This is a genomic window from Microcystis protocystis FBCC-A270 (assembly GCF_050500235.1).
GTDB classification, from domain to species: Bacteria; Cyanobacteriota; Cyanobacteriia; order Cyanobacteriales; family Microcystaceae; genus Microcystis; species Microcystis ichthyoblabe_A.
In genome coordinates this window covers 2,024,845-2,047,415 of the sequence record NZ_CP191407.1, presented here as the reverse complement: position 1 = coordinate 2,047,415, position 22,571 = coordinate 2,024,845, and the positions used below count along the sequence as shown (strand labels likewise).

The following is a 22,571-nucleotide window of genomic DNA, read 5'->3' as shown; positions in this document are numbered from 1 at the left end:
ACGCACCATGCACATTGATTGAAGCTGTGAGGTTAGGTGCGGTGCTGCTCTTGTGGGACCAGTTGAGGAATGTTAGCGAAGATTGCCAATGTTTAGGTTAAAATAGGGGGGCAAAAGTTGCCACAGGGTCGCTTCAATGACAGTTCGACAACCCCGCTACAGCAAAGAAGAATTTGCCCGACGTGGACACGAAGTCTATGAGTCTCAGGTACGCTCCCAAATCGAGGAAGGGAATCATGGGAAGATTGTAGCAATAGACATCGAAACAGGGGCTTTTGAAGTGGCTGACGACAGCCTAACAGCTGCTAAACAACTGTTAATACGTTTTCCTGATGCACAAATATTTGGTATTCGCATTGGACATCGTGCCGTCCATCGTTTTGGCTTTCGTTCCCCCAGTGTATCGCCATGATGATGGGGAGCGTCAATTCGCGCCGAGAAGCAATTATTCAATTCGTAGTGCTAGGCGAAAATCACCAGAGGCAAGCGATTAAAGCAGTTATTGACACTGGTTACAGTGGATTTCTCACGTTGCCTTCTGCTATCATTACAACACTAGGATTAACGTGGTATATGCAAGAAGAGGGAATCTTGGGCGATGGAAGCCTCTGTATGTTTAACGTATTTGAGACAACTGTGATCTGGGATGGTCAGATCAAATCTATTGAAATCAATGAGTCAGAGACAGATCCATTAGTTGGTATGGGTTTACTTGATGGCTATGAGTTGAATATTCAGGGTTTTGCTGGGGGATTAGTGACAATTAAACCTTTGTCATAGTGCGATCACAATCGCCGTAGGGTGCGTTCCCTAATGCAAGTCCTACTGTTCCACCAATAGATTTTTGAGAACGCACCATGCACATTGATTGAAACTGTCAGTCTAAGTGGGATGACGAAGGCACGGCCTAGCAGTACACTGATTTTGTCGGGTAAGGGGCGGGCTATAATGAACGGTGAACCTGATTGGTCAGAAAAAATTGACCAATATTTGTCTGGTGAAACCATTGACCATTAAGTGGATTCTAAGGAGCTAAGGGAATGACCTGGACGGCAAACCAACAAGCGAAAATTATCCGTACAGAGCGAGGACTGACGATCGCTGGCACGCGCATCACCCTCTATGATGTGATCGATCTCCTAAAAGCTGATTATCCTCCTAAACTGATTCGTGACACATTTAACCTCACGAACGCGCAAATTGACGCAGCTTTGTCCTACATTGAGGCAAACCAAGCTCAGGTCGAGGTTGAATATCAAGAGGTTCTTCAGAATAGGGAAGAAATTCGCCAATACTGGGAAGATCGTAACCGTGAACGCTTTGCTCGAATTGCAGCAATGCCACATAAACCAGGACAAGAAGCGTTTTGGGCAAAGCTTGAGGAGCAGAGAGCCAGACGTGCTGCACAAAAACAATGACTTTCTTAGTTGACTACAACCTCGACGGTTATGCGCTGATTTTTCTTGGTATATTGGCAAAACGTGGTTGGCTTGAGTTTCAGTCTGTCCAATTTGTCACCTTTAGAGAGGTTGGATTGTCGATGGAAAGTAGCGATCGCGTAGTCTGGCGCTATGCTCAAGAACAGGAGATGATGATTCTTACTGCTAACCGAAATATGAAGGGTGATGATTCCCTTGAGCAGGTTATGCGAGAAGAGAACACAGAGAAATCGTTTCCAGTGTTGACGATTGGAAATCTCGATCGTTTGAGTGAAGCTGAGTATAGAGAGCGCTGCGCTGAACGACTGATCGAAATTGCTGTAGATATTGATAATTACAAGGGGGTTGGTCGGTTATTCATTCCATGATATTGTCGGCTACGCTTAAAAATTAGGGCGATCGCAGTCTTGTCGGTGAGATGCACGGCATAACTTAGCCGTTATGCGGCAAGTTTCTGAATAGATCGCAATCGCTGTAGGGTGCGTTCCCTAATGCAGGATTTTTGAGAACGCACCATGCACATTGATTGAAGCTGTCAGTCTAAGTGCGATGCCGAAGGCACTGCATAGCAGTACGCCGATCTGGTAGGGTGCGTTAATGAAATGTAACGCACCTTATCTAATGTTCAAAATCCGTGCGTTACGCTGACGCTAACACACCCTACTGGACTGTCTCAGTGCGATAATGCAAGTCCTACTGCTCCACCAATAGATTTTGGGGAACGCACCATGCACATTGATGGAAGTCGTTAGACCGCTTCAATTTTAGGGTAATAGTTGCTAAAGTCCGCTAACTTCACCAGTGAACCCACCTAGGGAGAGGTTTTTGATCGCTAAAAAATTCTTTCTTCTCCATAAAAACGATAAAATCTCTATTCTGCAAGCATAAAGAGGCTTCAGGCAAATTTAAAGGCACATTTAAGCCGTATAAATCGAATATTTCCAGTTTTTTCAGCTAATCAAGCCATTAATGGCTTGATTTCTTTGCATCTAACCCAAACAGTATAATTTTTTCTTCGATGTATTGAAATTGTTTTTTATTTCATATAAAATACAATCTCAGAGAAAATACCTAGCAATCTCCCATAAATAAACAAAGGAGCCGATGACATCGTGATCCCTGATCCTAGATCCTCAAAACCGAAAACCCTCTTACCCTTTATTTCTCTAGCTACGGCTGCCGTCGTCACAACGGGAATCGGACTAACTTTTAGTCCCCTATCGGCATCGAGTAAGCTGCTGGCAAGTCCGGATAAACAGCAAGCTAAACAACAAACCGTGGAAATCACCCTAGTTTCCTACGCAGTGACTCAATCGGCCTACTCAAAAATCATTCCTCTATTCGTCAACAAATGGAAAAGAGAGAAAAAACAGGATGTGGTGATTAAACAGAGTTATGGTGGCTCTGGTTCCCAAACTCGCGCTGTTATCGACGGATTAGATGCAGATGTGGTAAATTTGGCTATCGGTTCCGATGTGGAACGCTTGCAAAAAGCGGGTTTAGTTAACCCGGGTTGGCAGAAAGAATTACCCAATAACGCCATCGCCACTCGTTCCGTGGTAGCTTTAGTTACTCGTCAGGGCAATCCCAAAGGAATCCGCAACTGGCCAGATGTAGCCAAATCGGGGATTAAAGTCATTACTGCCAACCCGAAAACCTCTGGGGTGGCCCGGTGGAATTTTCTGGCTCTCTGGGGATCGGTAACTCGGACCGGCGGCAATGAAGCACAAGCGACCAATTTCGTCCGCAATGTCTATAAAAACGTGCCTGTACTACCCAAAGATGCCCGGGAAGCCAGCGATGTCTTCTTTAAACAGGATCAGGGGGATGTGCTGCTTAACTACGAAAACGAGGTAATTTTGGCCCGTCAAAAGGGACAAACCGGTTTTTCCTATACTATTCCTCCGGTCAATGTTTCGATCGATCCGCCCGTGGCCGTAGTGGATAAAATAGTTGATAAACGCAAAACCCGGGAAGTAGCGACAGCTTTTGCCCAATTTCTCTTTACTCCGGAAGCGCAGCGGGAATTCGCCAAGGTGGGTTTCCGTCCCGTTAATGCTAATGTGGCTAAAGAGTTTAGTAAACAATACCCAAAAGTGTCGAATCTGTTCCCCTATACGGCGATCGGTAGTTGGGATGCGATCCAGAAAAAATTCTTCGCTGATGGGGCGATTTTTGACCAAATTCAGCGTTAATTAGTAGTAGGCCGTCAGCTGTCAGCTAAGTAAGTGGTTCTGATTAATTGATCCCCCCTTAATCCCCCCTTAATAAGCTATCCATTAGTCACATCTTTCTTAACATAAAATTTGACAAAAAGAGAAAAGTGTGCAAGATGGCTCAAGGGGGTTCTATGGGGGGACTAATTTGATGAGATAGTTTCCAAGTCTGGCTGATATCATGTAACCTTCGCAGTCCCAACCAAATAGTTTTAACACTTGGTTCACCGTCACCTTTTCTACCTAAAAACCCCCCAAGAGAAGCAATCATTCTGACCGCTTCTCGAAAGGAGGGCGGCTTTTCAGGTGGCGGACTCTTTTTATGAATAGTGGCACACAAAGATTGCCATTCATGTTCTTCCAAAAAACTTTCACAACTCTCCTCTCCGTGTAAGCGTGCTTGATAGGTTAACCAAAGTAGTGCGAAACGTTTAGGCATGAAATAGGGAGCCAAACGCCCGAAATAACCGCCTAGTAAGGTCTTCAGTCCCCTGACTGAATCTAACAGGTCAACCCAGACCAGCCTTATAACTGTTTATATGTCCCGACGTTTAGTATCAATGCGATACCAAACTAGGCAAAGGGACTCAAGGTCAATACACTCTGTAACAATTATTTACAATTGCTACAAAGGTGAGAGTAACGGCGATAGCCACCCCCAGATTCAGAAATCACAATTCTGGGACTGAAGCGGGGAACGGAAGGCTCCGAGGTGTAACCTAACACCAGAATCGAGACCACTGCCAACCATCCATGATTAGGTGTGAACCGAATGTCCGACCTGAACCATCGTAATTAGCTAGTAGTGAAATAGGTTGATACACTGCGTTCAAAAGAACAAGGGGAAAAGTAAGGAATTTACTAACTCACTTACACAGACCTTTAAAAGTACCCCGATGGATAGGACAAATCTAAAGATGGAATGCCCATATAAACGGAACGTGATAAGCCCTTTCAGGCTCTGAGTATCGGTCGAAATACTCAGTAGTGACAAGTGTAAGCGCAAGCCTTCAAGGGTGTGAGATGTAACCAAAAGCCAACGCCTGACGGTAATAGTCGGGATATGCTCACAGGTTACGGTTTGATTGTAAGGATAGAGTCTAGTAGGAGTCTATATGACGAAATCGAGAGAAGGTAAAGGGTTCGGGAAACCGAAAACCACTAAGACTACGAATGTATGGAAAGCTATCAATTGGGGTAAAATCCAAAGATATGTTTTCAAGCTCCAAAAGAGGATATACCAAGCGGCTAAATCGGGACAGGATGCAAAGGTTAGAAGGTTGCAACGTCTATTGGTGAAATCATACTATGCTCGTCTATTAGCAGTTCGCAAAGTAACCCAAGATAATCAAGGAAAGAAAACAGCAGGAGTCGATGGAGTGATAGCAATATCCCCAGAACAAAGGCTAAATCTAACCGAAGAAATCAAGGGAAAACTTAAAGCAAAACCGTTAAAAAGGGTATGGATTCCTAAACCCGGCAGGGATGAAAAACGTCCACTAGGAATACCAACCATCAAAGACAGAGCTAGACAAGCGTTGATTAAATCGGCACTCGAACCAGAATGGGAGTCAAAAATGGAAGAAACCAGCTACGGTTTTCGACCCGGAAGGTCTGCCCATGATGCAATATCGAGGATATACCTTAGCATCAATAAAAGTAGCTACTTCGTATTAGATGCTGATATTGCCAAGTGTTTTGACCGAATTAATCACAACTTCCTACTGTCAAAAATTCATTGTCCCACTGCCTTGAAAAGAGACATTAAACAATGGCTCAAAGCAGGAGTATTGGATAATGGCGTATTTGAAGAAACAGAAACAGGGACACCACAAGGAGGGGTAATAAGTCCACTACTAGCCAACATCGCACTGGATGGAATGGCAAGATTAATTGAAACACTATTCCCCAAAAAGGGTAGTAAAACTCAAGCTGTTCTAATAAGATACGCCGATGACTTTGTGGTGATTTCACCATCACTCGAAATCATTGAACAGTGCCAAACTGCCATTTCTGAATGGTTAAAACCAATTGGATTAGAACTCAAACCAGAAAAAACCAGAGTGTCTCATACACTCAACCCCATTGAGTACAATGGGAAAACTGAAGAACCCGGTTTTGATTTTCTAGGATTCAATATCAGACAATATCCAACAGGAAAGTACAAATCTGGGAAAACAGGAGGGAGAGGAAGCCAATTAATTGGTCACAAAACCCACATCAAACCCAACCAAAAAGCAGTTAAAGCCCACACAGAAGCGATTAAAGGTGTAATCAAAAAACACAAAACAGCACCTCAATCAGCCCTGATTAGTCACTTAAACCCAATCATTAGAGGTTGGGCTAACTACTACTCAGGAGTAGTATCCACAGATACCTTCAATAAACTAGACAATACAATCTGGTTAATGTTAAGGGCATGGACAGTATCAAGATGCGGTAAATCAAACCACGAAAAGCTGAGAAACTACTTTAGACCGGGTACAGTTAAACTCAGCAATGGGAAAGAAAGGCAAGAATCTTGGTTATTTAAGACCAAAGATGGTCTTCATTTATGGCAACATAATTGGACACCAATTGTCAGACATACCCTAGTACGCCCCGAAACTTCACCTTACGACGGAAATTGGACTTACTGGGCGACCAGACGAGGACAAGCAATCGACACACCGACAAGAGTAGCCAAACTACTTAAGAAGCAACAAGGCAAGTGTAGCCGATGTGGGCAGTATTTCACCCCATCGGATTTAATTGAAGTTGACCACATTCACCCTCTAAGCTTAGGCGGAAAGGATGAATATAAAAACCTTCAATTACTACACCGCCACTGTCACGATGATAAATCGGCATCTGATGGAAGCCTAAAATCATCTGGTTTGACATCAACAGTCAACCTAGATAATACAAGGTTAACCAAAGGAAGTCAAGCTGTATCCTTAACAAGGGAACAGTCAAACTAGGAGCCGTGTGAGGTGAAAGTCTCACGCACGGTTCTGAATGGGAGGGGAGGTCGGTGACGACCTTCTCGACCCCTAATATCTCCAAGCTACAATTGAATAGGTAGCTAAGGCCATCTCAATTCTACGACCCGTTTCTAATTGCAGTTTTTCTAATCCACAACCACTTTTTAAAACAAAATGATAGCGTTCTATTAACCAGCGATAACTATACCAGCGCACACAGGTTATCGCTGATTCAAAGCTACTAATGTCTAGGCTAGTTAAGAGGAGCCAACTGATAGGATTAACTCCAGGACGCGGATTTTCTTCTTCAGCTAAAATTACCTGTAATTTGACCGGTTGACGAGGGTTCGCTTTCGAGTGATGCTTAGGTACTTGTATTTCAAAACTGGCAAATCTAACTGTTAGTTTAGCTAGTCTAGCCTCGTGATTAGGATTGCGTTTTACTTGCACATCTAGGCTACCACAGGCTTTTATTTCTCTGATGGATTGATGTAAATATTTAGGCTCTGGATGCCCTGACCTTTGCTTGTCTTCGAGATAGTTAACTTTTCGGTTATGAGTTCCTCGGATTAATAAATGAGAGTTAGGACTTCTTGATTGGGCAAATAAATCAAATATGTCTGCCTCACAATCTCCGATTGTTACTACTTGAATTTCTTCGGGTATTTGTTGTTGTATTTCTGACAAAGAATCTAACCATCTTTGACTTTCTTTTTCTTCGGTTTCTCTTTTTTTGCGTTGCTTGGCAATCCCTAAATTCTTTTCTTCTCTTGCCCAGACATATTGATTAATCAGTCCTAAAGGTATTCCTTGCGCTGACACTCCTAAGGTGGTATGAACTTTGAGACCAAAGGATTTTTTATAATCTAGATAACCCATTCCTTTTTTGGCTTTTTGCGTCGTAAAGTCTAAACTTGTTGTGTCTTGCACTGCCAAAACTATTGGATGTTCTTTGATTCTTTCTACTGTACTTTTGGCTTGGGCGGCAATTATATCTGAGGGGTGAAAATAGGGGGAATTCCAAAAGTCGTAGGTGGCACTCGCTGCGGCTAGATTTCCCGAAGCTTGTGGCACACTTGTACTAGGTTGACTGGCCAAGTTTTCTACGATACTGATTAACCTTTTCTTTCTTCTGGTGTCCCCTAGGTCTGCATACTGTAATTCTTGGGCTGCCCATTTCTCCATTTTTTTGCTTACCTCCACCTTAATTCCTTCTTTCAAAACTATACCTATCAATCGTTTCCCCTTTTTTTAAGTTTCTTCTCTTTTTGTTAAGAAAGATCTGACTAATGGATAGCTTGATAAGGGGGGTGTCTGACAACTTTTAACGCCTACCTACTTATCATCACAAGTACGGGAGAGCCAATTTTGCTTCATTTATTCACACTTCTATCATTTTGACACAAAAAGCTATCACGCTATATTTATAGAGGGCGATCACTTCTAAGGTCAGTATTGCAGCTTAAGTCGTTTATTATCAGCAACGCCCAGGTAATTTACTCGCTATTTAAGGGCGGACTGCTAATAACTGGACTTGTACCGTTTCAGGAAGTTTTATTATGACAAAATGATTTTCTGGATACAAATAATCTTCACCAGATTCGTCAATCACTCGCAAACATCCCACCTCTTGCGCTTCAGCATCAGGTAACACTTGATAAAGTTTACAAACCTCTAAATCTCCGCCTTCTTCAGCGGTAATACAGATAGCAAATTCAATGTTAGATGCTGGTGTTTGCATAAATATTTAGTCCAAAACTCGTTTAACTTTCATTTTTCGCCGACCAATACCATGAGACTCATACCAGTGTAGTTCAGCTTTGCGGATTTCTCCCTTAGGAAATTGAACTAAGCCGACTCCTTTTAGCTTTCGCCATCGACGACCCCCAAACTGCGCTTTTAGCCTTCTGAGTTCACGAATAGAGAGGTTGACGGCGATAATCTCTATTTCTGTTAGTTCTCCAATCAACTCAAAGCCATTACCCATCTCATCATTCTAACAAAGATTAATAAAAATCTGGAATGTCTCCCCAAAAAAGCGATCGCACTTTATCAATATAGAGCGATCGCTGCTAATTTAAAGCTAGATTTGCCAGTTTTTTATTTTAATTTGCGCTTCCAGGCTGCACCCGCACCAAGAACACCAATGGTGAGTAAACCCAAGACTGAAGCAGGTTCGGGTACAGGTTCAGCCAATTTACCTAAGCGAAGCTGTCCTACGGCAAAACCTACGCTACTAGAAACTGTGATTTTGTCAATCAAATCTCCGCCTGTGCCGTAGAAGCCAAAGTACTTGGCTCCCGCATTACCATCTACAGGTTGTGTCAGACTTGTCGTAGTGCCATTCTGAGCAGTTACAGTAATATTGAAGATGTTGAATGGATCTGGCTGCACATACAGGTCAAAAGCGGCAATACTAGCGGGCAGGTCAATCTGAATCGATGTTGCACCGTTGGAATAATACACCTCTCCCGTGTAGCCGTGACTCCAGCTTGTCCAACCACTACCAATCTTTCGGTAATTTACACTTGGAGTGAAAGTTAAATTACCTAAAGGCGAGGATAGAGTTGTAACATTTGTGAACGCTGCTAAGCTAGGATCGGGAACAGTAACCATGTTAAAACCTAAATTGGTTAGCGTGTTCGTCCCCGGTGAAACCCATGAATTGCTATCATCCAAAGCAACAATGGCTGCATTGGCAGCAGTTGTATGGGCAAAGGTGACTCCTAGAGCTACAAAGGTAGCTCCCGCAGCAGTCATTGACAGTTTTTTAATTGTAGTCAAAGTTTTCATGTTCGGAAAATTTCCTCAAAACAAACAAACAAATGTTCTGAATGCCCTTTAAAGGAGAAAATCTCAAATTAAGCGACATTGGCAAGGGAGAAAAATTGGTTTTTTCAAAATTGCCAATCACTAAATTTTAAGTTAGTTCCTCAATGACAAGACAGAGCAACAACGGGATTTTACCCCCCCCCGATTTTGTCAAGTGTAAACCAACACAAATTTACAAAAATTTATAATTATTGTTACCCTTAAGAGTAGGGTAGTAAAAAAATCTTGGGTGCATCTCAATTTGGTCGAAATATCTATATTACAGGGCGCACGCAGTTCGATAAACTCACTGACCACAGTGCGCTCCTACCATTGGCGCAATAATATTATTGTAGGGGCGAATTGCATTCGCCCTCTTTGATCCCCCCTTAATCCAAGGAGGGTATCTGACAATTTTTAACCCCTACCTAATTAACAGCCAATCCCTAATCTCTCAATAACAGATATTCGCGAATCTCAAAAAAGTTATCCCAAGGAATATAGGGTTGATTTTCCGCTTGCAGATAATCGATTAAACGATCCCTAGCAAAAACTAGATCGGCCCTTCTAGCCATGGTAATATCGGTAACAGAATCACCGATCGCAATAGTTTCTACTCCTGAATATTTGGACATAATCAAGGCTTTAGCCACTAATTCCGTCTCATTTTCCCAATCGGAGTGAACTTGCAGATATTCCCCTTGCGTATGAAGATTGACCCCATAAATTGCCGTTACCTTATCTAATAGTCCCTCCCGTTTTAAGACCGTTTCAATCATGCCTTGGATACCACCGGAGATAATAATAAAAGGGATGGATTGCTCCTGTAAAAAAGCGAGTAATTCGGCTAATCCGGGGCGAATTGGCTTGCTTTCGGCATAGGCGAGAATATCGGCGTATTTTTGGCTCGGTATCGACTCTAGCAGTTGACGGACACCCCGGCGCAGAGTCAGAGTACGGGCGTACATTTGGGGCATAATTTGGGCCGATAAATCGGGGGCGAATTCTTTGAGCATACCCGCAAAAGTTTCCACGGCGGTGATAGTGCCATCAAAGTCACAGAAAACAATTTTACTCATGGGGTGACAAAATATCTGAAATTGGATATAATCGAAGGTTATGATTAATTTTACAGAGATTATCCGACTCTAGAGCTTCAACCCCCATGAAATCCTATCTCGCCGCCGCCATTCAAATGACCAGTCAGCCGGATTTAGAGAAAAATCTCGCTGCCGCTGAAGAATTGATCGAACTTGCCGTGGGTAAAGGGGCGGAATTAATCGGTTTACCAGAAAATTTCGCTTTTATGGGGGCAGAAACCGATAAAATCGCCCAGGCCGAGACTATTGCCCGAAAAGCCGATAAATTCCTCCGCACCATGGCCCAACGGTTTCAAGTGACCATTTTAGGGGGTGGTTTTCCCGTGCCGGTGACGGGTATTCCCGATAAGGCTTATAATACGGCTATTTTAGTTGATGGCAACGGTGCGGAATTAGCCCGTTATCAAAAAGTCCATCTCTTTGATGTCAATGTCCCGGATGGTAACACCTATCAGGAATCGAGTACAGTCATGGCAGGGATCGATTTACCGCCAATTTATGGCTCCGATAGCTTGGGCAAAATTGGCCTCTCGATTTGCTATGATGTGCGTTTTCCTGAACTCTATCGCTATTTATCGCAGCAAGGAGCCGATGTTTTATTTGTACCTGCGGCGTTTACAGCTTTTACAGGGAAAGATCATTGGAAAGTTTTGTTACAAGCGCGAGCGATCGAGAATACTTGTTATATAATAGCTCCCGCTCAAACGGGCAATAATTACGAACGCCGTCACACCCACGGTCACGCTATGATTATCGATCCTTGGGGTGTGGTTTTAGCCGACGCAGGGGAAGAAGCGGGGGTGGCAATTGCCGAAATTAATCCCCAACGTCTGCAACAGGTGCGACGACAAATGCCTTCCCTGCAGCATCGTGTTTTTGTTTAAAATTCGATTCGACAATTTTGTCGATAAAAACGCCTAATTTTGGTATTTAACTCGGTAACCTAATTAGTTAAGCTAAAAGCTTTGATTTACTGAGTTTCTAACCTTCTTTGCCAGATTCTCAGGGTAAGCTCATCTAATAAGGATGTAGTCGATTTATGCCACCCGATCAAACCATACCAAGTAACGAAGAACTAGGTAAAAATATCCGTAAACTTTATTAACAATCTTCCTTGAAAATCTCTTGACTATCGCACCCCGAATCAGGGATCATATAAAGATGTAGCGTTTCTCGTCAAGGTGAATTGTAAGTTAAACCTTGCCGAAGTAAGAATTCTCAGTTGCGAAAACATACCTCATATATCCGAGAAACGCTGTAGAGCAGACAGGGATGCAATTCAGACTTGAATTGGCGAAATTCAAGTCTTGACTCTATTTATTGTCAACTTCAGTCCAAAAATACTCTGATGGTTGGACAAATATGCTCTCTGGACTTGTTCTAACAAGATTCCGGGCTAAATGAGAAATAATCCCATTTAGCTTCTCTAGACCGTTAAGGAGAAACCGATGTCATCTTATACCACAGAATCAGAAAAAATTGATTTTCCGAAAACCCTAGATATAGCCACCGTTTGCGTCTATGGGCTAGGAATCCTCTCGGCGGGCCTATTTTTATTTCTGCCCTTCGTCAACCTGCTGCATCCGAGTCCGTGGCAGCGATGGCTAGGCACAATTCACGGTTTTGGTTCCCTATTAGCCCTAGTCGTGATTGTTTACGCTGGTCATCTCGCTTTTCCCCTGCTCAGAGGTTCTGGCAAAATTTTGCGGCAAATGCGAACCCTCACCTTCTGGTCCACCGTCCTCGCTTTTTTGGCGATCGCCACTGGCAATTTAGCCTATATGCGCTATGGGACTTCCAAAAAATAAACTATTCATTCTCAAGAATAATAATCATTCTCGGAGTGTGGGAGGTAGGGATCGATGGTTGCCCCCTCCTTCCAATTTTGTAGTAGAATTAATCCTGTACATTATTAATCAAGTTTTTCTTTTTAAGAATATATGGAATTAACTGATTCCCTCAAGAAATTGCTCAGTGAAACTGCACTTCAATTAAAAGGTGCAGCTAAAAGAAGATTCATGGCGCAAACAGTCTTAGAATTAGGCTATGGGGGACAAACCCTTGCTGCACAGGAGTTAGGCTGGAATCGAACTACTATTCGTAAAGGAATTAAAGAACTAAAAAGAGGCATTATTTGTGTTGATAATCATTCAGCTAAGGGGCGGAAAAAAGCAGAAGAACATTTACCTTTTCTATTGGAAAACATCAAAAATTTAGTGGATTCTCAAAGCCAAACTGACCCAAGTTTTAAAAGCCAAAGGCTTTATGTGAGACTGAGTGCGGCCGAAGTCCGAAAGCAATTAATCTCTAAATATGGGTACAGTGATGAGGATTTACCGAGCGAGGAAACTATTCGGGTTAAATTAAATAACTTAGGTTATCGTCTGAAAAGAGTCGCTAAAGTTTTACCTCAAAAAAAATTCCAGAAACCGAGGCAATCTTTGAGGAATTAGCTAACATTAATCGGGAAGCGGATGAAGACCCTACGATGTTACGTCTTAGTTTAGATGCCAAAGCCCGTGTTAATATTGGACTGTTTGATCGAGGAGGTAAAAATAGAATAACTGTCGAAACAAACGATCATGATTTTAATCCGAAAACAACCCTAACCCCTTACGGAATATTTATTCCAGAATTTGATGAGTTGTTTTTGTATTTGACTACCTCCACAGTCACCAGTGACTTTATTGTTGATATATTAGAGGATTTCTGGGAATCTGAAAAATCTCGTTTTGAGAAAATTAAAACTTTGATAATTAATCAAGATAATGGATCAGAAAATAATTCGAGACGAACTCAGTTTATGAAACGTATAGTTGAGTTTTCCCAAAAATATCAAGTTAATATACGTTTAGCTTACTATCCCCCCTACCATAGTAAATATAATCCTATTGAACGAACCTGGGCTGTGTTAGAAAACCATTGGAATGGGAGTATTTTAGATGAAATCGAAACAGCTTTGAAATTCGCCCAAACTATGACTTGGAAAGGAAAACACCCGATTGTTAAGTTGATTACTGAAACTTACGAAAAAGGAGTAAAGCTTACTAAAAAAGCCATGGAAAAAATCGAAGAAAAAATCGAACGTCTCACAGAATCAACGAATCAAGACTTTCCCGATTTGGGGCAATGGTTTATTGATATTTATTATGATAAGACCTAGTTTGTAGTTAACTAAGATGGTTAGCTAAAAACTGTATTTGATTCTTTAACTTGTCCTTGTTATACTCGAAAAAGCTCGGAAGTATAAAAGTTTATGCTGCTATTTTTTTTTCGGAAAAATAGGTTGTAATGGGAGACTCTTTGTTTTCCTAGACAAAAATAATTACTTTTTCAAAAAAACACTTTTCTATTTTTTTGTTGGGTATTTTATTCTCTGGAAGTCCCTATCGGGCCGGTTTAGAATTTGGCGGTGCGCGGGCATGGCTAAAGGAAAATTCGCCCCTCGGTCAATACGTCCTCATGGAATACCACGAATTCAGCGTCCTTTTTATCCTACCCCTAGGCGTGGCCTGCACTTGGATTCTCTGGAAATACGGCGACTCAATCCTAGACAAAGCTAATCGACCGGTGTTAACGGTCACTTGCATTGCCCTGATGGCGATGATGTTTTTTGCCATGGGTGGACTCGTTAGCGGCCTCGGTGTTGCCAAAATTCACGCCCTGTAAACCCTTATTTAGCTACTTTACCTCAAAAGTGAACAAAATTAAACTTTTGCTCGTTTTAGCCACGTTTTTCGGGTCATCTATCACCGCTCCCGCCCTAGGGGGTGTAAACTTAGCCCCGATGGTACGGATACGAGGGCGGCCAGCATTAGCAACCAAAGTCAAATCGTCGGTCGTTTCCCTAATGCTGGTAATACGGTTGGGGACTTTTAGCGGTGGGACTTTTCGGTTTTAGACACTTACGAACTCTGAAAAAATAGGAACAAATCTGATGACTCAACGTTACGTCGATAGTCCTTGGTATGGAAAAATCTGGGCTTTTTTAAAACAATTTCCCCAAGGTTTAGCCGAAGGTGCCAAACGTTCCCCTGCCACTTCTGGCCCAGCAGCGGCGGCGATTATTAGTGCTGGTATTGGCTGTTTTTTAATGATGGTTGCTCACCATTTTTCCGATGCAGACCATTCAAAAACCGTAGAAACTTTCCTTTGGAATTTGGGTAGTTGGATACCTGGCAGTAAAAATCCTAGCAAAATGTGGGGCAATATCGGCAGTTATACCGGCAAAGAAACGATGTTATTAATTGGCTGGTTAGTCAGTTGGCCGATACTGCATTATCTTTGGAAAGATCGCCAGATAAAAGCTAAGACCATTCTCTTTTGGTTTTTTGCCCTCATGATTGCCGCCACGGCCATGTCATGGCATCCACTATTTCCCTATTTACCTTTAACTTAAAGCCTAGGAGGTGACAAAATGAACGCTCAAGTTAGAAAGGTTTCCTCGCGTAAAATGCACGATATCGTCTGGATATTAGTGGGACTTTTTGGTTTATTTGCTATTACTTTTCCCCTAGCCATGTGGCGAGTGAGCAATATGGAAAAGTTTCAAGGTTCTCATGTGAAATCTTTTGTCGTAGAAGGAGAAAACGCTCCCCAATCTTCACAGCTTAAAACTAAATAAATCTCAGTTTTGGATAATCTGAGTTTTGGATAAGTCGAAACCCTGAGACTCAATCCGAATCTAAAACTCTGATTAACAGACAAAACTCTCCAAACTGTGAACAATTGCTAAGTAGGTAGGCGTTAAAAGTTGTCAGACACCCCCCTTATCAAGCTATCCATTAGTCACATCTTTCTTAACATAAAATTTGACAAAAAGAGAAAAGTGTGCAAGATGGCTCAAGGGGGTTCTATGGGGGGACTAATTTGATGAGATAGTTTCCAAGTCTGGCTGATATCATGTAACCTTCGCAGTCCCAACCAAATAGTTTTAACACCTGGTTCACTGTCACCTTTTCTACCTAAAAACCCCCCAAGAGAAGCAATCATTCTGACCGCTTCTCGAAAGGAGGGCGGCTTTTCAGGTGGCGGACTCTTTTTATGAATAGTGGCACACAAAGATTGCCATTCATGTTCTTCCAAAAAACTTTCACAACTCTCCTCTCCGTGTAAGCGTGCTTGATAGGTTAACCAGAGTAATCTCCAAGCTACAATTGAATAGGTAGCTAAGGCCATCTCAATTCTACGACCCGTTTCTAATTGCAGTTTTTCTAATCCACAACCACTTTTTAAAACAAAATGATAGCGTTCTATTAACCAGCGATAACTATACCAGCGCACACAGGTTATCGCTGATTCAAAGCTACTAATGTCTAGGCTAGTTAAGAGGAGCCAACTGATAGGATTAACTCCAGGACGCGGATTTTCTTCTTCAGCTAAAATTACCTGTAATTTGACCGGTTGACGAGGGTTCGCTTTCGAGTGATGCTTAGGTACTTGTATTTCAAAACTGGCAAATCTAACTGTTAGTTTAGCTAGTCTAGCCTCGTGATTAGGATTGCGTTTTACTTGCACATCTAGGCTACCACAGGCTTTTATTTCTCTGATGGATTGATGTAAATATTTAGGCTCTGGATGCCCTGACTTTTGCTTGTCTTCGAGATAGTTAACTTTTCGGTTATGAGTTCCTCGGATTAATAAATGAGAGTTAGGACTTCTTGATTGGGCAAATAAATCAAATATGTCTGCCTCACAATCTCCGATTGTTACTACTTGAATTTCTTCGGGTATTTGTTGTTGTGTTTCTGACAAAGAATCTAACCATCTTTGACTTTCTTTTTCTTCGGTTTCTCTTTTTTTGCGTTGCTTGGCAATCCCTAAATTCTTTTCTTCTCTTGCCCAGACATATTGATTAATCAGTCCTAAAGGTATTCCTTGCGGTGACACTCCTAAGGTGGTATGAACTTTGAGACCAAAGGATTTTTTATAATCTAGATAACCCATTCCTTTTTTGGCTTTTTGCGTCGTAAAGTCTAAACTTGTTGTGTCTTGCACTGCCAAAACTATTGGATGTTCTTTGATTCTTTCTACTGTACTTTTGGCTTGGGCGGCAATTATATCTGAGGGGTGAAAATAGGGGGAATTCCAAAAGTCGTAGGTGGCACTCGCTGCGGCTAGATTTCCCGAAGCTTGTGGCACACTTGTACTAGGTTGGCTGGCCAAGTTTTCTACGATACTGATTAACCTTTTCTTTCTTCTGGTGTCCCCTAGGTCTGCATACTGTAATTCTTGGGCTGCCCATTTCTCCATTTTTTTGCTTACCTCCACCTTAATTCCTTCTTTCAAAACTATACCTATCAATCGTTTCCCCTTTTTTTAAGTTTCTTCTCTTTTTGTTAAGAAAGATCTGACTAATGGATAGCTTAATAAGGGGGGCATCTGACAATTTTCAACACCTACTTACTTAGATAGCTGATGGCAAAAAAAAACAAAGCTGATAGTTAGTAACTAAAAAAAAGATGTATCTACTTGACAAAATCAAAAACGGAACCTTGGTATTGATCGGTTACTTATTATCGCCCCTGTGTTGGTGGAACGATCTAATTTTTAATCTGCCGATCGCCTACGGTTTCGGTCGTTTAATTGCTTGCTTGCACGCCGATTTTTTTCTACCAGCGGCCATGGTTGGTTATTGGTTATCTAATCTGGTGGGAATTTTGCTGATGCAGTTCGGAACGAAAGAATTAATCGGTGGAGAGAAAGAAGAACGCAATTGGCAAAAAGAATTAAGAAATGGATTACTTTCCTCGACAGTTTATACTTTAGTAATCCTAGCTTTGCTGCATTTTCAGGTTTTAGAAATGCCCCTGTTATCCTCGATCGCCACTTTTTCCCCGTGATTCCCAAAACTTACTTAAACAATAGCTTAATTTTCTTGGTTATCTTGTTAACATCGCTAACTTTTACGGATTTAGCGATCGCTATTCGCCAGCAGCCGCAAGGATTTGCTTGGGAAAAATCCCTGATGCTATCTATTCATCAAACTACTAATTTAAACCTAAATTTTTTGGCCATAAAACTAACGGGATTAGGTACTTATTGGGGAGTGGCCCCGATACTGACAATTTTACTGCTGATTTTTGCCCTAAAAAAATACTGGTATGGGTTCGCTTATATCCTTGTGACCATGGCGGGAGGTTGGGCTATTAGTTATAACCTCAAGATTTTTTTTCATCGAAATCGCCCGCAATTTTGGCAGTTATTTTATCCGTTACCCGATGATTTTGCCTTCCCTAGCGGTCATGCTTTATTTAGTTCCCTGTTAGTCATTTCTTTACTGATTTTATCTTGGAGAACGCACTGGTTTTTAGGGGTAGTTTTACTGGGGATTCCCTTCGTCTTGGTTATTGCTTGGACTCGTCTTTATTTAGGAGTTCACTTTCCTAGTGATATCCTTGCCTCTTGGCTTTTAGCGCTCGCTTGGTCTCTCCTAGTTCATCTCTGGTGGCAACAGTTATTAAAGACACCCAAGGCGATCAGGAAATAAGGAGAAATTAATAATTAGGGTTGGCTGAATATCAGTGAAAGCTTTGCTAGAAAATGGTTTAGGGACTTTTGTTTTCAAGAAAAGTGCCAAAGACAAACGTTGATAAATCGATCCGAGGGACTCAAAATCCTTGCACTGTCCAGAGGCGATTGCAAAGGGTTCCGCTTCTCAGTGTGCGAGGTTATTCTGTTATTCTGACTTCCCTTCCTGACTCCTGACTCCTGACTCCTGACTCCTGACTCCTGACTCCTAACCCCACCAACAAACTTTTTTAGCAAACCCTAATTAGTTGACCGACTTGCTGCCCAAAAAAAATATCACGTTATACCTAAATTTTTGGAGAAAGCTAATCAAAGCCCTATAGTAATTATCGTTTGATATTCGTCGCTGACACTGAATCATGAAACCAAAACTGCGTCAAGGGAAGGGTCTATCCCTGGGACGGTTTCAAAGCCGTCCCCTTGCTTTTCTCACTTTAGTTCTTCTCTGCATTTTAACCTTTACCTTAGCACCGTCATCGCCCCTGATGGCCACGTCTAAATCTGAGACTAAGATAGACTTTGTATCGCCGGTTTGGGTAGCACAAAATCTCAACGATCCGAAGTTAAAAATTCTCGATGTGCGGATTAATCCTTTGGAATATATCACCGGTCATTTACCGAAAGCGGTGAATATAGCCGACAATAATTTTCGTGGTCCAAACGGATTTTTGCCGGTTCAATATTGGCAAGAGGATAAAATTGGCAGCCTCTTTGCCGCTGCGGGAATCACTAATGGCGATCGAGTGGTAGTATATTCCGATGGTCGCGATGTCTTGGGGGCAACCATGGTCGCCTATTTACTAGAGCGATCTGGTTTCCGAGATGTGGCCGTCTTAGATGGTGGTTTTAAGGGTTATAAGGCTTCTGAACAGAAGGTAACGAAAGAATTCCCTAAATATCAACCAGGGAGCTTTACTGTCCGTGATAATCCCTCGATTCGGGTGACTTTGGCAGAAGTAGAGAAATTGATCGGCAAACCCGATGTGGTTTTTATCGATCCTAGACCGGAAGAACTTTTTCAGGGAAAACAGGATATCTGGCTGAGAAATGGTCATATTCCGGGGGCGAAAAATATACCCTGGCCGACTTTTACGGAAGCGAATAATCCCGATGAATCTCTGAAAAATCCCCATAAATTGAAATCTTTAGACGAAATCAGGAAGATTCTTGCCCAACGCAACATCAAGCCCTCGGATAATATTATTGTCAGTTGCAGCACGGGACGGGAAGCGACTTTACAGTATGTTGTCCTCAAACATCTGCTCGGTTATCCCAAGGTGCGAATTTATGAGGGTTCTTGGACAGAGTACAGTACCACAGATCTGCCCGTCGCTACTGGGCTAGAAAAAGCGGTCTGAAGTCAAGTTTGTCGGTCTATACTCGTTGTGTTTAACCATCTTGCCCAAGATGGTTTTTTTGTTGGGGTAGGTTCCCGAGGACGACCAAGTTAGACGGACGCAAAAAAACCTCGGCGCTCATCCCGAGGTGAATTTAGGAGATTTGAGCTTGTGTTGACGTGAAGTTGACGTAAATTAGCTAAGGGCGTTGATCACATAATCGATGTAGGAATTAGCTTCTACAGCAGCATCCCCACTTAATCCGTGATTGGTTTTGATGTATTTTAAGGCTTCGATATACCAGCTAGGAGATAGTTCAAAGGCACTATTAATTTCACTCAAACCGGCGACCAGATATTCATCGATCGGGCCTGTACCCCCTACCACGAGGGCATAGGTGATAATTCGGATATAGTAGCCGATATCGCGAACGCACTTGGATTTCCCCCGCTCATCGTAGGCATAGTTGGGCCCCTGGAGTTGGGTGGTGTAGGGAAATTTTTGATAGACAGCGTTGGCTGCTTCTTGGGCTAAACTGGGGGCCTTTTGGGCGAGGATTTTTACCGCTTCTAGGGTGATGGCGGCCTGACGGAAACGACCGAAGGCCACTTGTAATTCAGCACTGCTGAGAAAACGGCCTTGGGAATCGGCAGTAGCTACCGCTTCGGTTAAAGGTGTTTTGGTCATGGATGGAATTGCTCCTACAAAAGTTTAATCGGATTGAGATAAGAAAGTCACAGCATCAGGAAACTGCCGCCGCCGCTCGATCGAAGTAAGAAGCGACTTCTGCTAGTAAAGAACTGCAATCCCCACGAGTGATCCCGTTGGGATCGGCTGCTAGGGCAAGGGAAGCGTCTTTGAGCTTGAGAATTCCGGCCGCAACAGAAGCTCCCGGAACTCCCAGGGCGACGTAGGTTTCCCGGAGACCGTTCAAGGCGCGATCATCGAGGATGCTGGCATCGCCGGTGAAGGTGGCATAGGTAAGGGACTTCCAAAAAATAAACTATTCATTCTCAAGAATAATAATCATTCTCGGAGTGTGGGAGGTAGGGATCGATGGTTGCCCCCTCCTTCCAATTTTGTAGTAGAATTAATCCTGTACATTATTAATCAAGTTTTTCTTTTTAAGAATATATGGAATTAACTGATTCCCTCAAGAAATTGCTCAGTGAAACTGCACTTCAATTAAAAGGTGCAGCTAAAAGAAGATTCATGGCGCAAACAGTCTTAGAATTAGGCTATGGGGGACAAACCCTTGCTGCACAGGAGTTAGGCTGGAATCGAACTACTATTCGTAAAGGAATTAAAGAACTAAAAAGAGGCATTATTTGTGTTGATAATCATTCAGCTAAGGGGCGGAAAAAAGCAGAAGAACATTTACCTTTTCTATTGGAAAACATCAAAAATTTAGTGGATTCTCAAAGCCAAACTGACCCAAGTTTTAAAAGCCAAAGGCTTTATGTGAGACTGAGTGCGGCCGAAGTCCGAAAGCAATTAATCTCTAAATATGGGTACAGTGATGAGGATTTACCGAGCGAGGAAACTATTCGGGTTAAATTAAATAACTTAGGTTATCGTCTGAAAAGAGTCGCTAAAGTTTTACCTCAAAAAAAATTCCAGAAACCGAGGCAATCTTTGAGGAATTAGCTAACATTAATCGGGAAGCGGATGAAGACCCTACGATGTTACGTCTTAGTTTAGATGCCAAAGCCCGTGTTAATATTGGACTGTTTGATCGAGGAGGTAAAAATAGAATAACTGTCGAAACAAACGATCATGATTTTAATCCGAAAACAACCCTAACCCCTTACGGAATATTTATTCCAGAATTTGATGAGTTGTTTTTGTATTTCACTACCTCCACAGTCACCAGTGACTTTATTGTTGATATATTAGAGGATTTCTGGGAATCTGAAAAATCTCGTTTTGAGAAAATTAAAACTTTGATAATTAATCAAGATAATGGATCAGAAAATAATTCGAGACGAACTCAGTTTATGAAACGTATAGTTGAGTTTTCCCAAAAATATCAAGTTAATATACGTTTAGCTTACTATCCCCCCTACCATAGTAAATATAATCCTATTGAACGAACCTGGGCTGTGTTAGAAAACCATTGGAATGGGAGTATTTTAGATGAAATCGAAACAGCTTTGAAATTCGCCCAAACTATGACTTGGAAAGGAAAACACCCGATTGTTAAGTTGATTACTGAAACTTACGAAAAAGGAGTAAAGCTTACTAAAAAAGCCATGGAAAAAATCGAAGAAAAAATCGAACGTCTCACAGAATCAACGAATCAAGACTTTCCCGATTTGGGGCAATGGTTTATTGATATTTATTATGATAAGACCTAGTTTGTAGTTAACTAAGATGGTTAGCTAAAAACTGTATTTGATTCTTTAACTTGTCCTTGTTATACTCGAAAAAGCTCGGAAGTATAAAAGTTTATGCTGCTATTTTTTTTTCGGAAAAATAGGTTGTAATGGGAGACTCTTTGTTTTCCTAGACAAAAATAATTACTTTTTCAAAAAAACACTTTTCTATTTTTTTGTTGGGTATTTTATTCTCTGGAAGTCCCTAACGTAGCGCAGGATAATTTCCAAATCCCGCAAGCAGGCGGCCGCACGACGGTTTGTATAGGCGTTGCCACCGGGGGCAACTAAAACGGGCTGTTCTGAAAACAAACTACGCGCGGCATCGGTAACGATCGCAGAAGAATTACTGGAAAGACGATTGACCACATCCACGCGTTTATTACCATCTTTGACGAAGGCAATTAGGGCATTGACTTGATTCTCGCTCAGGTATTCCCCCCGGGTATCGGCCTGAGAAACGACTTTGGCAAAGGCATCTAACACCATAGTTTTCATCTCCTATAATGATGATTGGTTTCGGCAAAATATCGAGGTTGATTTCTCTGGCTTTTCTTTATTTTTTCCGATAAAGTATCTAGGAGTTTTTTTCTTGGAACTATACTATCGTCCTTGAAAAAAGTTTTACTCTCCCTTGACCAGATTTTTTTGTATATCGAGGAACAATTCTTGTTAATTGAATTTAGCGTTGATAGGCGCTTCCAGACATACTTCGTTTTTGCCATGAATTATTTTATAGACCATATTTACACCTTTATTTATTAAAAATTATTTCCTAAAAAAGCAGCAAAAAAATAATT

The 22,571-nt window shown here is 42.0% G+C and carries 20 protein-coding genes and 6 pseudogenes; 16 read left to right on the top strand and 10 right to left on the bottom strand.

Going from position 1 to position 22,571, the window contains the following annotated elements; translation table 11 throughout:
* The first annotated feature begins 136 nt into the window (after window positions 1–136).
* From ACQY1X_RS10005 to ACQY1X_RS09985, 5 genes are all read left to right on the top strand, one after another.
* Window positions 137–412 (top strand): hypothetical protein, encoded by a 276-nt coding sequence (locus tag ACQY1X_RS10005; RefSeq protein ID WP_002733756.1) that lies wholly within the window; start codon window positions 137–139, stop codon window positions 410–412.
* Window positions 409–780: an aspartyl protease gene (locus ACQY1X_RS10000; protein ID WP_042790242.1), complete on the top strand. Its 372-nt coding sequence runs from the start codon at window positions 409–411 to the stop codon at window positions 778–780. The genes ACQY1X_RS10005 and ACQY1X_RS10000 overlap by 4 nt, the downstream gene beginning before the upstream one ends.
* A 260-nt stretch (window positions 781–1,040) precedes the next feature.
* Window positions 1,041–1,418 (top strand): DUF433 domain-containing protein, encoded by a 378-nt coding sequence (locus ACQY1X_RS09995; protein ID WP_002734748.1) that lies wholly within the window; start codon window positions 1,041–1,043, stop codon window positions 1,416–1,418.
* Window positions 1,415–1,807, top strand: a complete 393-nt coding sequence (locus tag ACQY1X_RS09990) for a DUF5615 family PIN-like protein (RefSeq protein WP_002779116.1) — start codon at window positions 1,415–1,417, stop codon at window positions 1,805–1,807. Before ACQY1X_RS09995 ends, ACQY1X_RS09990 begins: the two co-directional genes overlap by 4 nt.
* A gap of 744 nt (window positions 1,808–2,551) precedes the next feature.
* A complete protein-coding gene (locus ACQY1X_RS09985) occupies window positions 2,552–3,634 on the top strand; it encodes a sulfate ABC transporter substrate-binding protein (protein WP_430014491.1) in 1,083 nt (360 codons plus the stop codon).
* A 142-nt stretch (window positions 3,635–3,776) separates the two neighbouring features.
* Here ACQY1X_RS09985 and ACQY1X_RS09980 read toward each other — a convergent pair.
* Window positions 3,777–4,076 (bottom strand): annotated as a pseudogene (locus tag ACQY1X_RS09980) (IS4 family transposase); the annotation flags it as partial.
* A gap of 694 nt (window positions 4,077–4,770) precedes the next feature.
* On the opposite strand from ACQY1X_RS09980, the gene ltrA reads away from it, so the two are divergent.
* Window positions 4,771–6,615: a group II intron reverse transcriptase/maturase gene (gene ltrA, locus ACQY1X_RS09975; protein ID WP_430014490.1), complete on the top strand. Its 1,845-nt coding sequence runs from the start codon at window positions 4,771–4,773 to the stop codon at window positions 6,613–6,615.
* A 78-nt stretch (window positions 6,616–6,693) separates the two neighbouring features.
* Here the strand turns inward: ltrA and ACQY1X_RS09970 are convergent.
* The 5 genes and pseudogenes from ACQY1X_RS09970 to ACQY1X_RS09950 all read right to left on the bottom strand — a co-directional run.
* Window positions 6,694–7,803 (bottom strand): annotated as a pseudogene (locus tag ACQY1X_RS09970) (IS4-like element ISMae7 family transposase); the annotation flags it as partial.
* 322 nt (window positions 7,804–8,125) lie between these two features.
* Window positions 8,126–8,359, bottom strand: a complete 234-nt coding sequence (locus ACQY1X_RS09965; RefSeq protein WP_002779205.1) for a hypothetical protein — start codon at window positions 8,357–8,359, stop codon at window positions 8,126–8,128.
* A 6-nt stretch (window positions 8,360–8,365) separates the two neighbouring features.
* Window positions 8,366–8,605 (bottom strand): hypothetical protein, encoded by a 240-nt coding sequence (locus tag ACQY1X_RS09960; RefSeq protein ID WP_043995482.1) that lies wholly within the window; start codon window positions 8,603–8,605, stop codon window positions 8,366–8,368.
* 113 nt (window positions 8,606–8,718) lie between these two features.
* Window positions 8,719–9,411 carry a PEP-CTERM sorting domain-containing protein gene (locus ACQY1X_RS09955; protein WP_016517058.1) on the bottom strand — a complete coding sequence of 231 codons (693 nt, stop codon included), beginning with the start codon at window positions 9,409–9,411 and terminating at the stop codon, window positions 8,719–8,721.
* Window positions 9,412–9,875: 464 nt separating this feature from the next.
* Window positions 9,876–10,508: an HAD-IB family phosphatase gene (locus ACQY1X_RS09950; protein WP_430015642.1), complete on the bottom strand. Its 633-nt coding sequence runs from the start codon at window positions 10,506–10,508 to the stop codon at window positions 9,876–9,878.
* 86 nt (window positions 10,509–10,594) lie between these two features.
* Here ACQY1X_RS09950 and ACQY1X_RS09945 point away from each other — a divergent pair, with 86 nt between their 5' ends.
* The 6 genes and pseudogenes from ACQY1X_RS09945 to ACQY1X_RS09920 all read left to right on the top strand — a co-directional run bounded on the left by ACQY1X_RS09945 (window position 10,595) and on the right by ACQY1X_RS09920 (window position 15,153).
* A complete protein-coding gene (locus ACQY1X_RS09945) occupies window positions 10,595–11,413 on the top strand; it encodes a carbon-nitrogen hydrolase family protein (protein WP_430014488.1) in 819 nt (272 codons plus the stop codon).
* A 564-nt stretch (window positions 11,414–11,977) separates the two neighbouring features.
* Window positions 11,978–12,319, top strand: a pseudogene (locus tag ACQY1X_RS09940) (hypothetical protein); the annotation flags it as partial.
* Window positions 12,320–12,469: 150 nt separating this feature from the next.
* A protein-coding gene (locus tag ACQY1X_RS09935) for an ISAzo13-like element ISMae28 family transposase (RefSeq protein WP_152416237.1) occupies window positions 12,470–13,692 on the top strand; the annotation gives its coding sequence in 2 pieces (ribosomal slippage) (window positions 12,470–12,950 and window positions 12,950–13,692; 1,224 coding nt in all).
* A 224-nt stretch (window positions 13,693–13,916) separates the two neighbouring features.
* Window positions 13,917–14,198 (top strand): annotated as a pseudogene (locus ACQY1X_RS09930) (hypothetical protein); the annotation flags it as partial.
* Window positions 14,199–14,466: 268 nt separating this feature from the next.
* A complete protein-coding gene (locus ACQY1X_RS09925; protein ID WP_002732132.1) occupies window positions 14,467–14,928 on the top strand; it encodes a hypothetical protein in 462 nt (153 codons plus the stop codon).
* Between the two features lie 18 nt (window positions 14,929–14,946).
* Window positions 14,947–15,153 carry a hypothetical protein gene (locus ACQY1X_RS09920; RefSeq protein ID WP_002733122.1) on the top strand — a complete coding sequence of 69 codons (207 nt, stop codon included), beginning with the start codon at window positions 14,947–14,949 and terminating at the stop codon, window positions 15,151–15,153.
* 218 nt (window positions 15,154–15,371) lie between these two features.
* Here the strand turns inward: ACQY1X_RS09920 and ACQY1X_RS09915 are convergent, their stop codons facing one another.
* Entirely contained in the window at window positions 15,372–16,781 is a 1,410-nt protein-coding gene (locus tag ACQY1X_RS09915) for an IS4-like element ISMae7 family transposase (RefSeq protein WP_430014665.1), read from the bottom strand.
* Between the two features lie 209 nt (window positions 16,782–16,990).
* Here ACQY1X_RS09915 and ACQY1X_RS09910 point away from each other — a divergent pair, with 209 nt between their 5' ends.
* The 3 genes from ACQY1X_RS09910 to ACQY1X_RS09900 all read left to right on the top strand — a co-directional run bounded on the left by ACQY1X_RS09910 (window position 16,991) and on the right by ACQY1X_RS09900 (window position 19,417).
* A complete protein-coding gene (locus ACQY1X_RS09910; RefSeq protein ID WP_002779112.1) occupies window positions 16,991–17,371 on the top strand; it encodes a hypothetical protein in 381 nt (126 codons plus the stop codon).
* Entirely contained in the window at window positions 17,368–18,018 is a 651-nt protein-coding gene (locus ACQY1X_RS09905; protein ID WP_430014487.1) for a phosphatase PAP2 family protein, read from the top strand. The genes ACQY1X_RS09910 and ACQY1X_RS09905 overlap by 4 nt, the downstream gene beginning before the upstream one ends.
* 400 nt (window positions 18,019–18,418) lie before the next feature.
* Window positions 18,419–19,417: a sulfurtransferase gene (locus ACQY1X_RS09900; RefSeq protein ID WP_430015641.1), complete on the top strand. Its 999-nt coding sequence runs from the start codon at window positions 18,419–18,421 to the stop codon at window positions 19,415–19,417.
* A 174-nt stretch (window positions 19,418–19,591) separates the two neighbouring features.
* Here ACQY1X_RS09900 and cpcA read toward each other — a convergent pair whose 3' ends face one another.
* A complete protein-coding gene (cpcA, locus tag ACQY1X_RS09895) occupies window positions 19,592–20,083 on the bottom strand; it encodes a phycocyanin subunit alpha (RefSeq protein ID WP_002732914.1) in 492 nt (163 codons plus the stop codon).
* A 55-nt stretch (window positions 20,084–20,138) separates the two neighbouring features.
* Window positions 20,139–20,381 (bottom strand): annotated as a pseudogene (locus ACQY1X_RS09890) (phycocyanin subunit beta); the annotation flags it as partial.
* 149 nt (window positions 20,382–20,530) lie between these two features.
* Between ACQY1X_RS09890 and ACQY1X_RS09885 the strand changes: the two are divergent.
* Window positions 20,531–21,753 (top strand): ISAzo13-like element ISMae28 family transposase gene (locus tag ACQY1X_RS09885; protein ID WP_420065268.1). Its coding sequence is split into 2 segments (ribosomal slippage): window positions 20,531–21,011 and window positions 21,011–21,753, totalling 1,224 coding nucleotides; the frame shifts between segments, so codons are not numbered across the junction.
* Between the two features lie 225 nt (window positions 21,754–21,978).
* On the opposite strand, the pseudogene ACQY1X_RS09880 reads toward ACQY1X_RS09885, so the two are convergent.
* Window positions 21,979–22,257 (bottom strand): annotated as a pseudogene (locus ACQY1X_RS09880) (phycocyanin subunit beta); the annotation flags it as partial.
* Window positions 22,258–22,571: the final 314 nt, after the last annotated feature.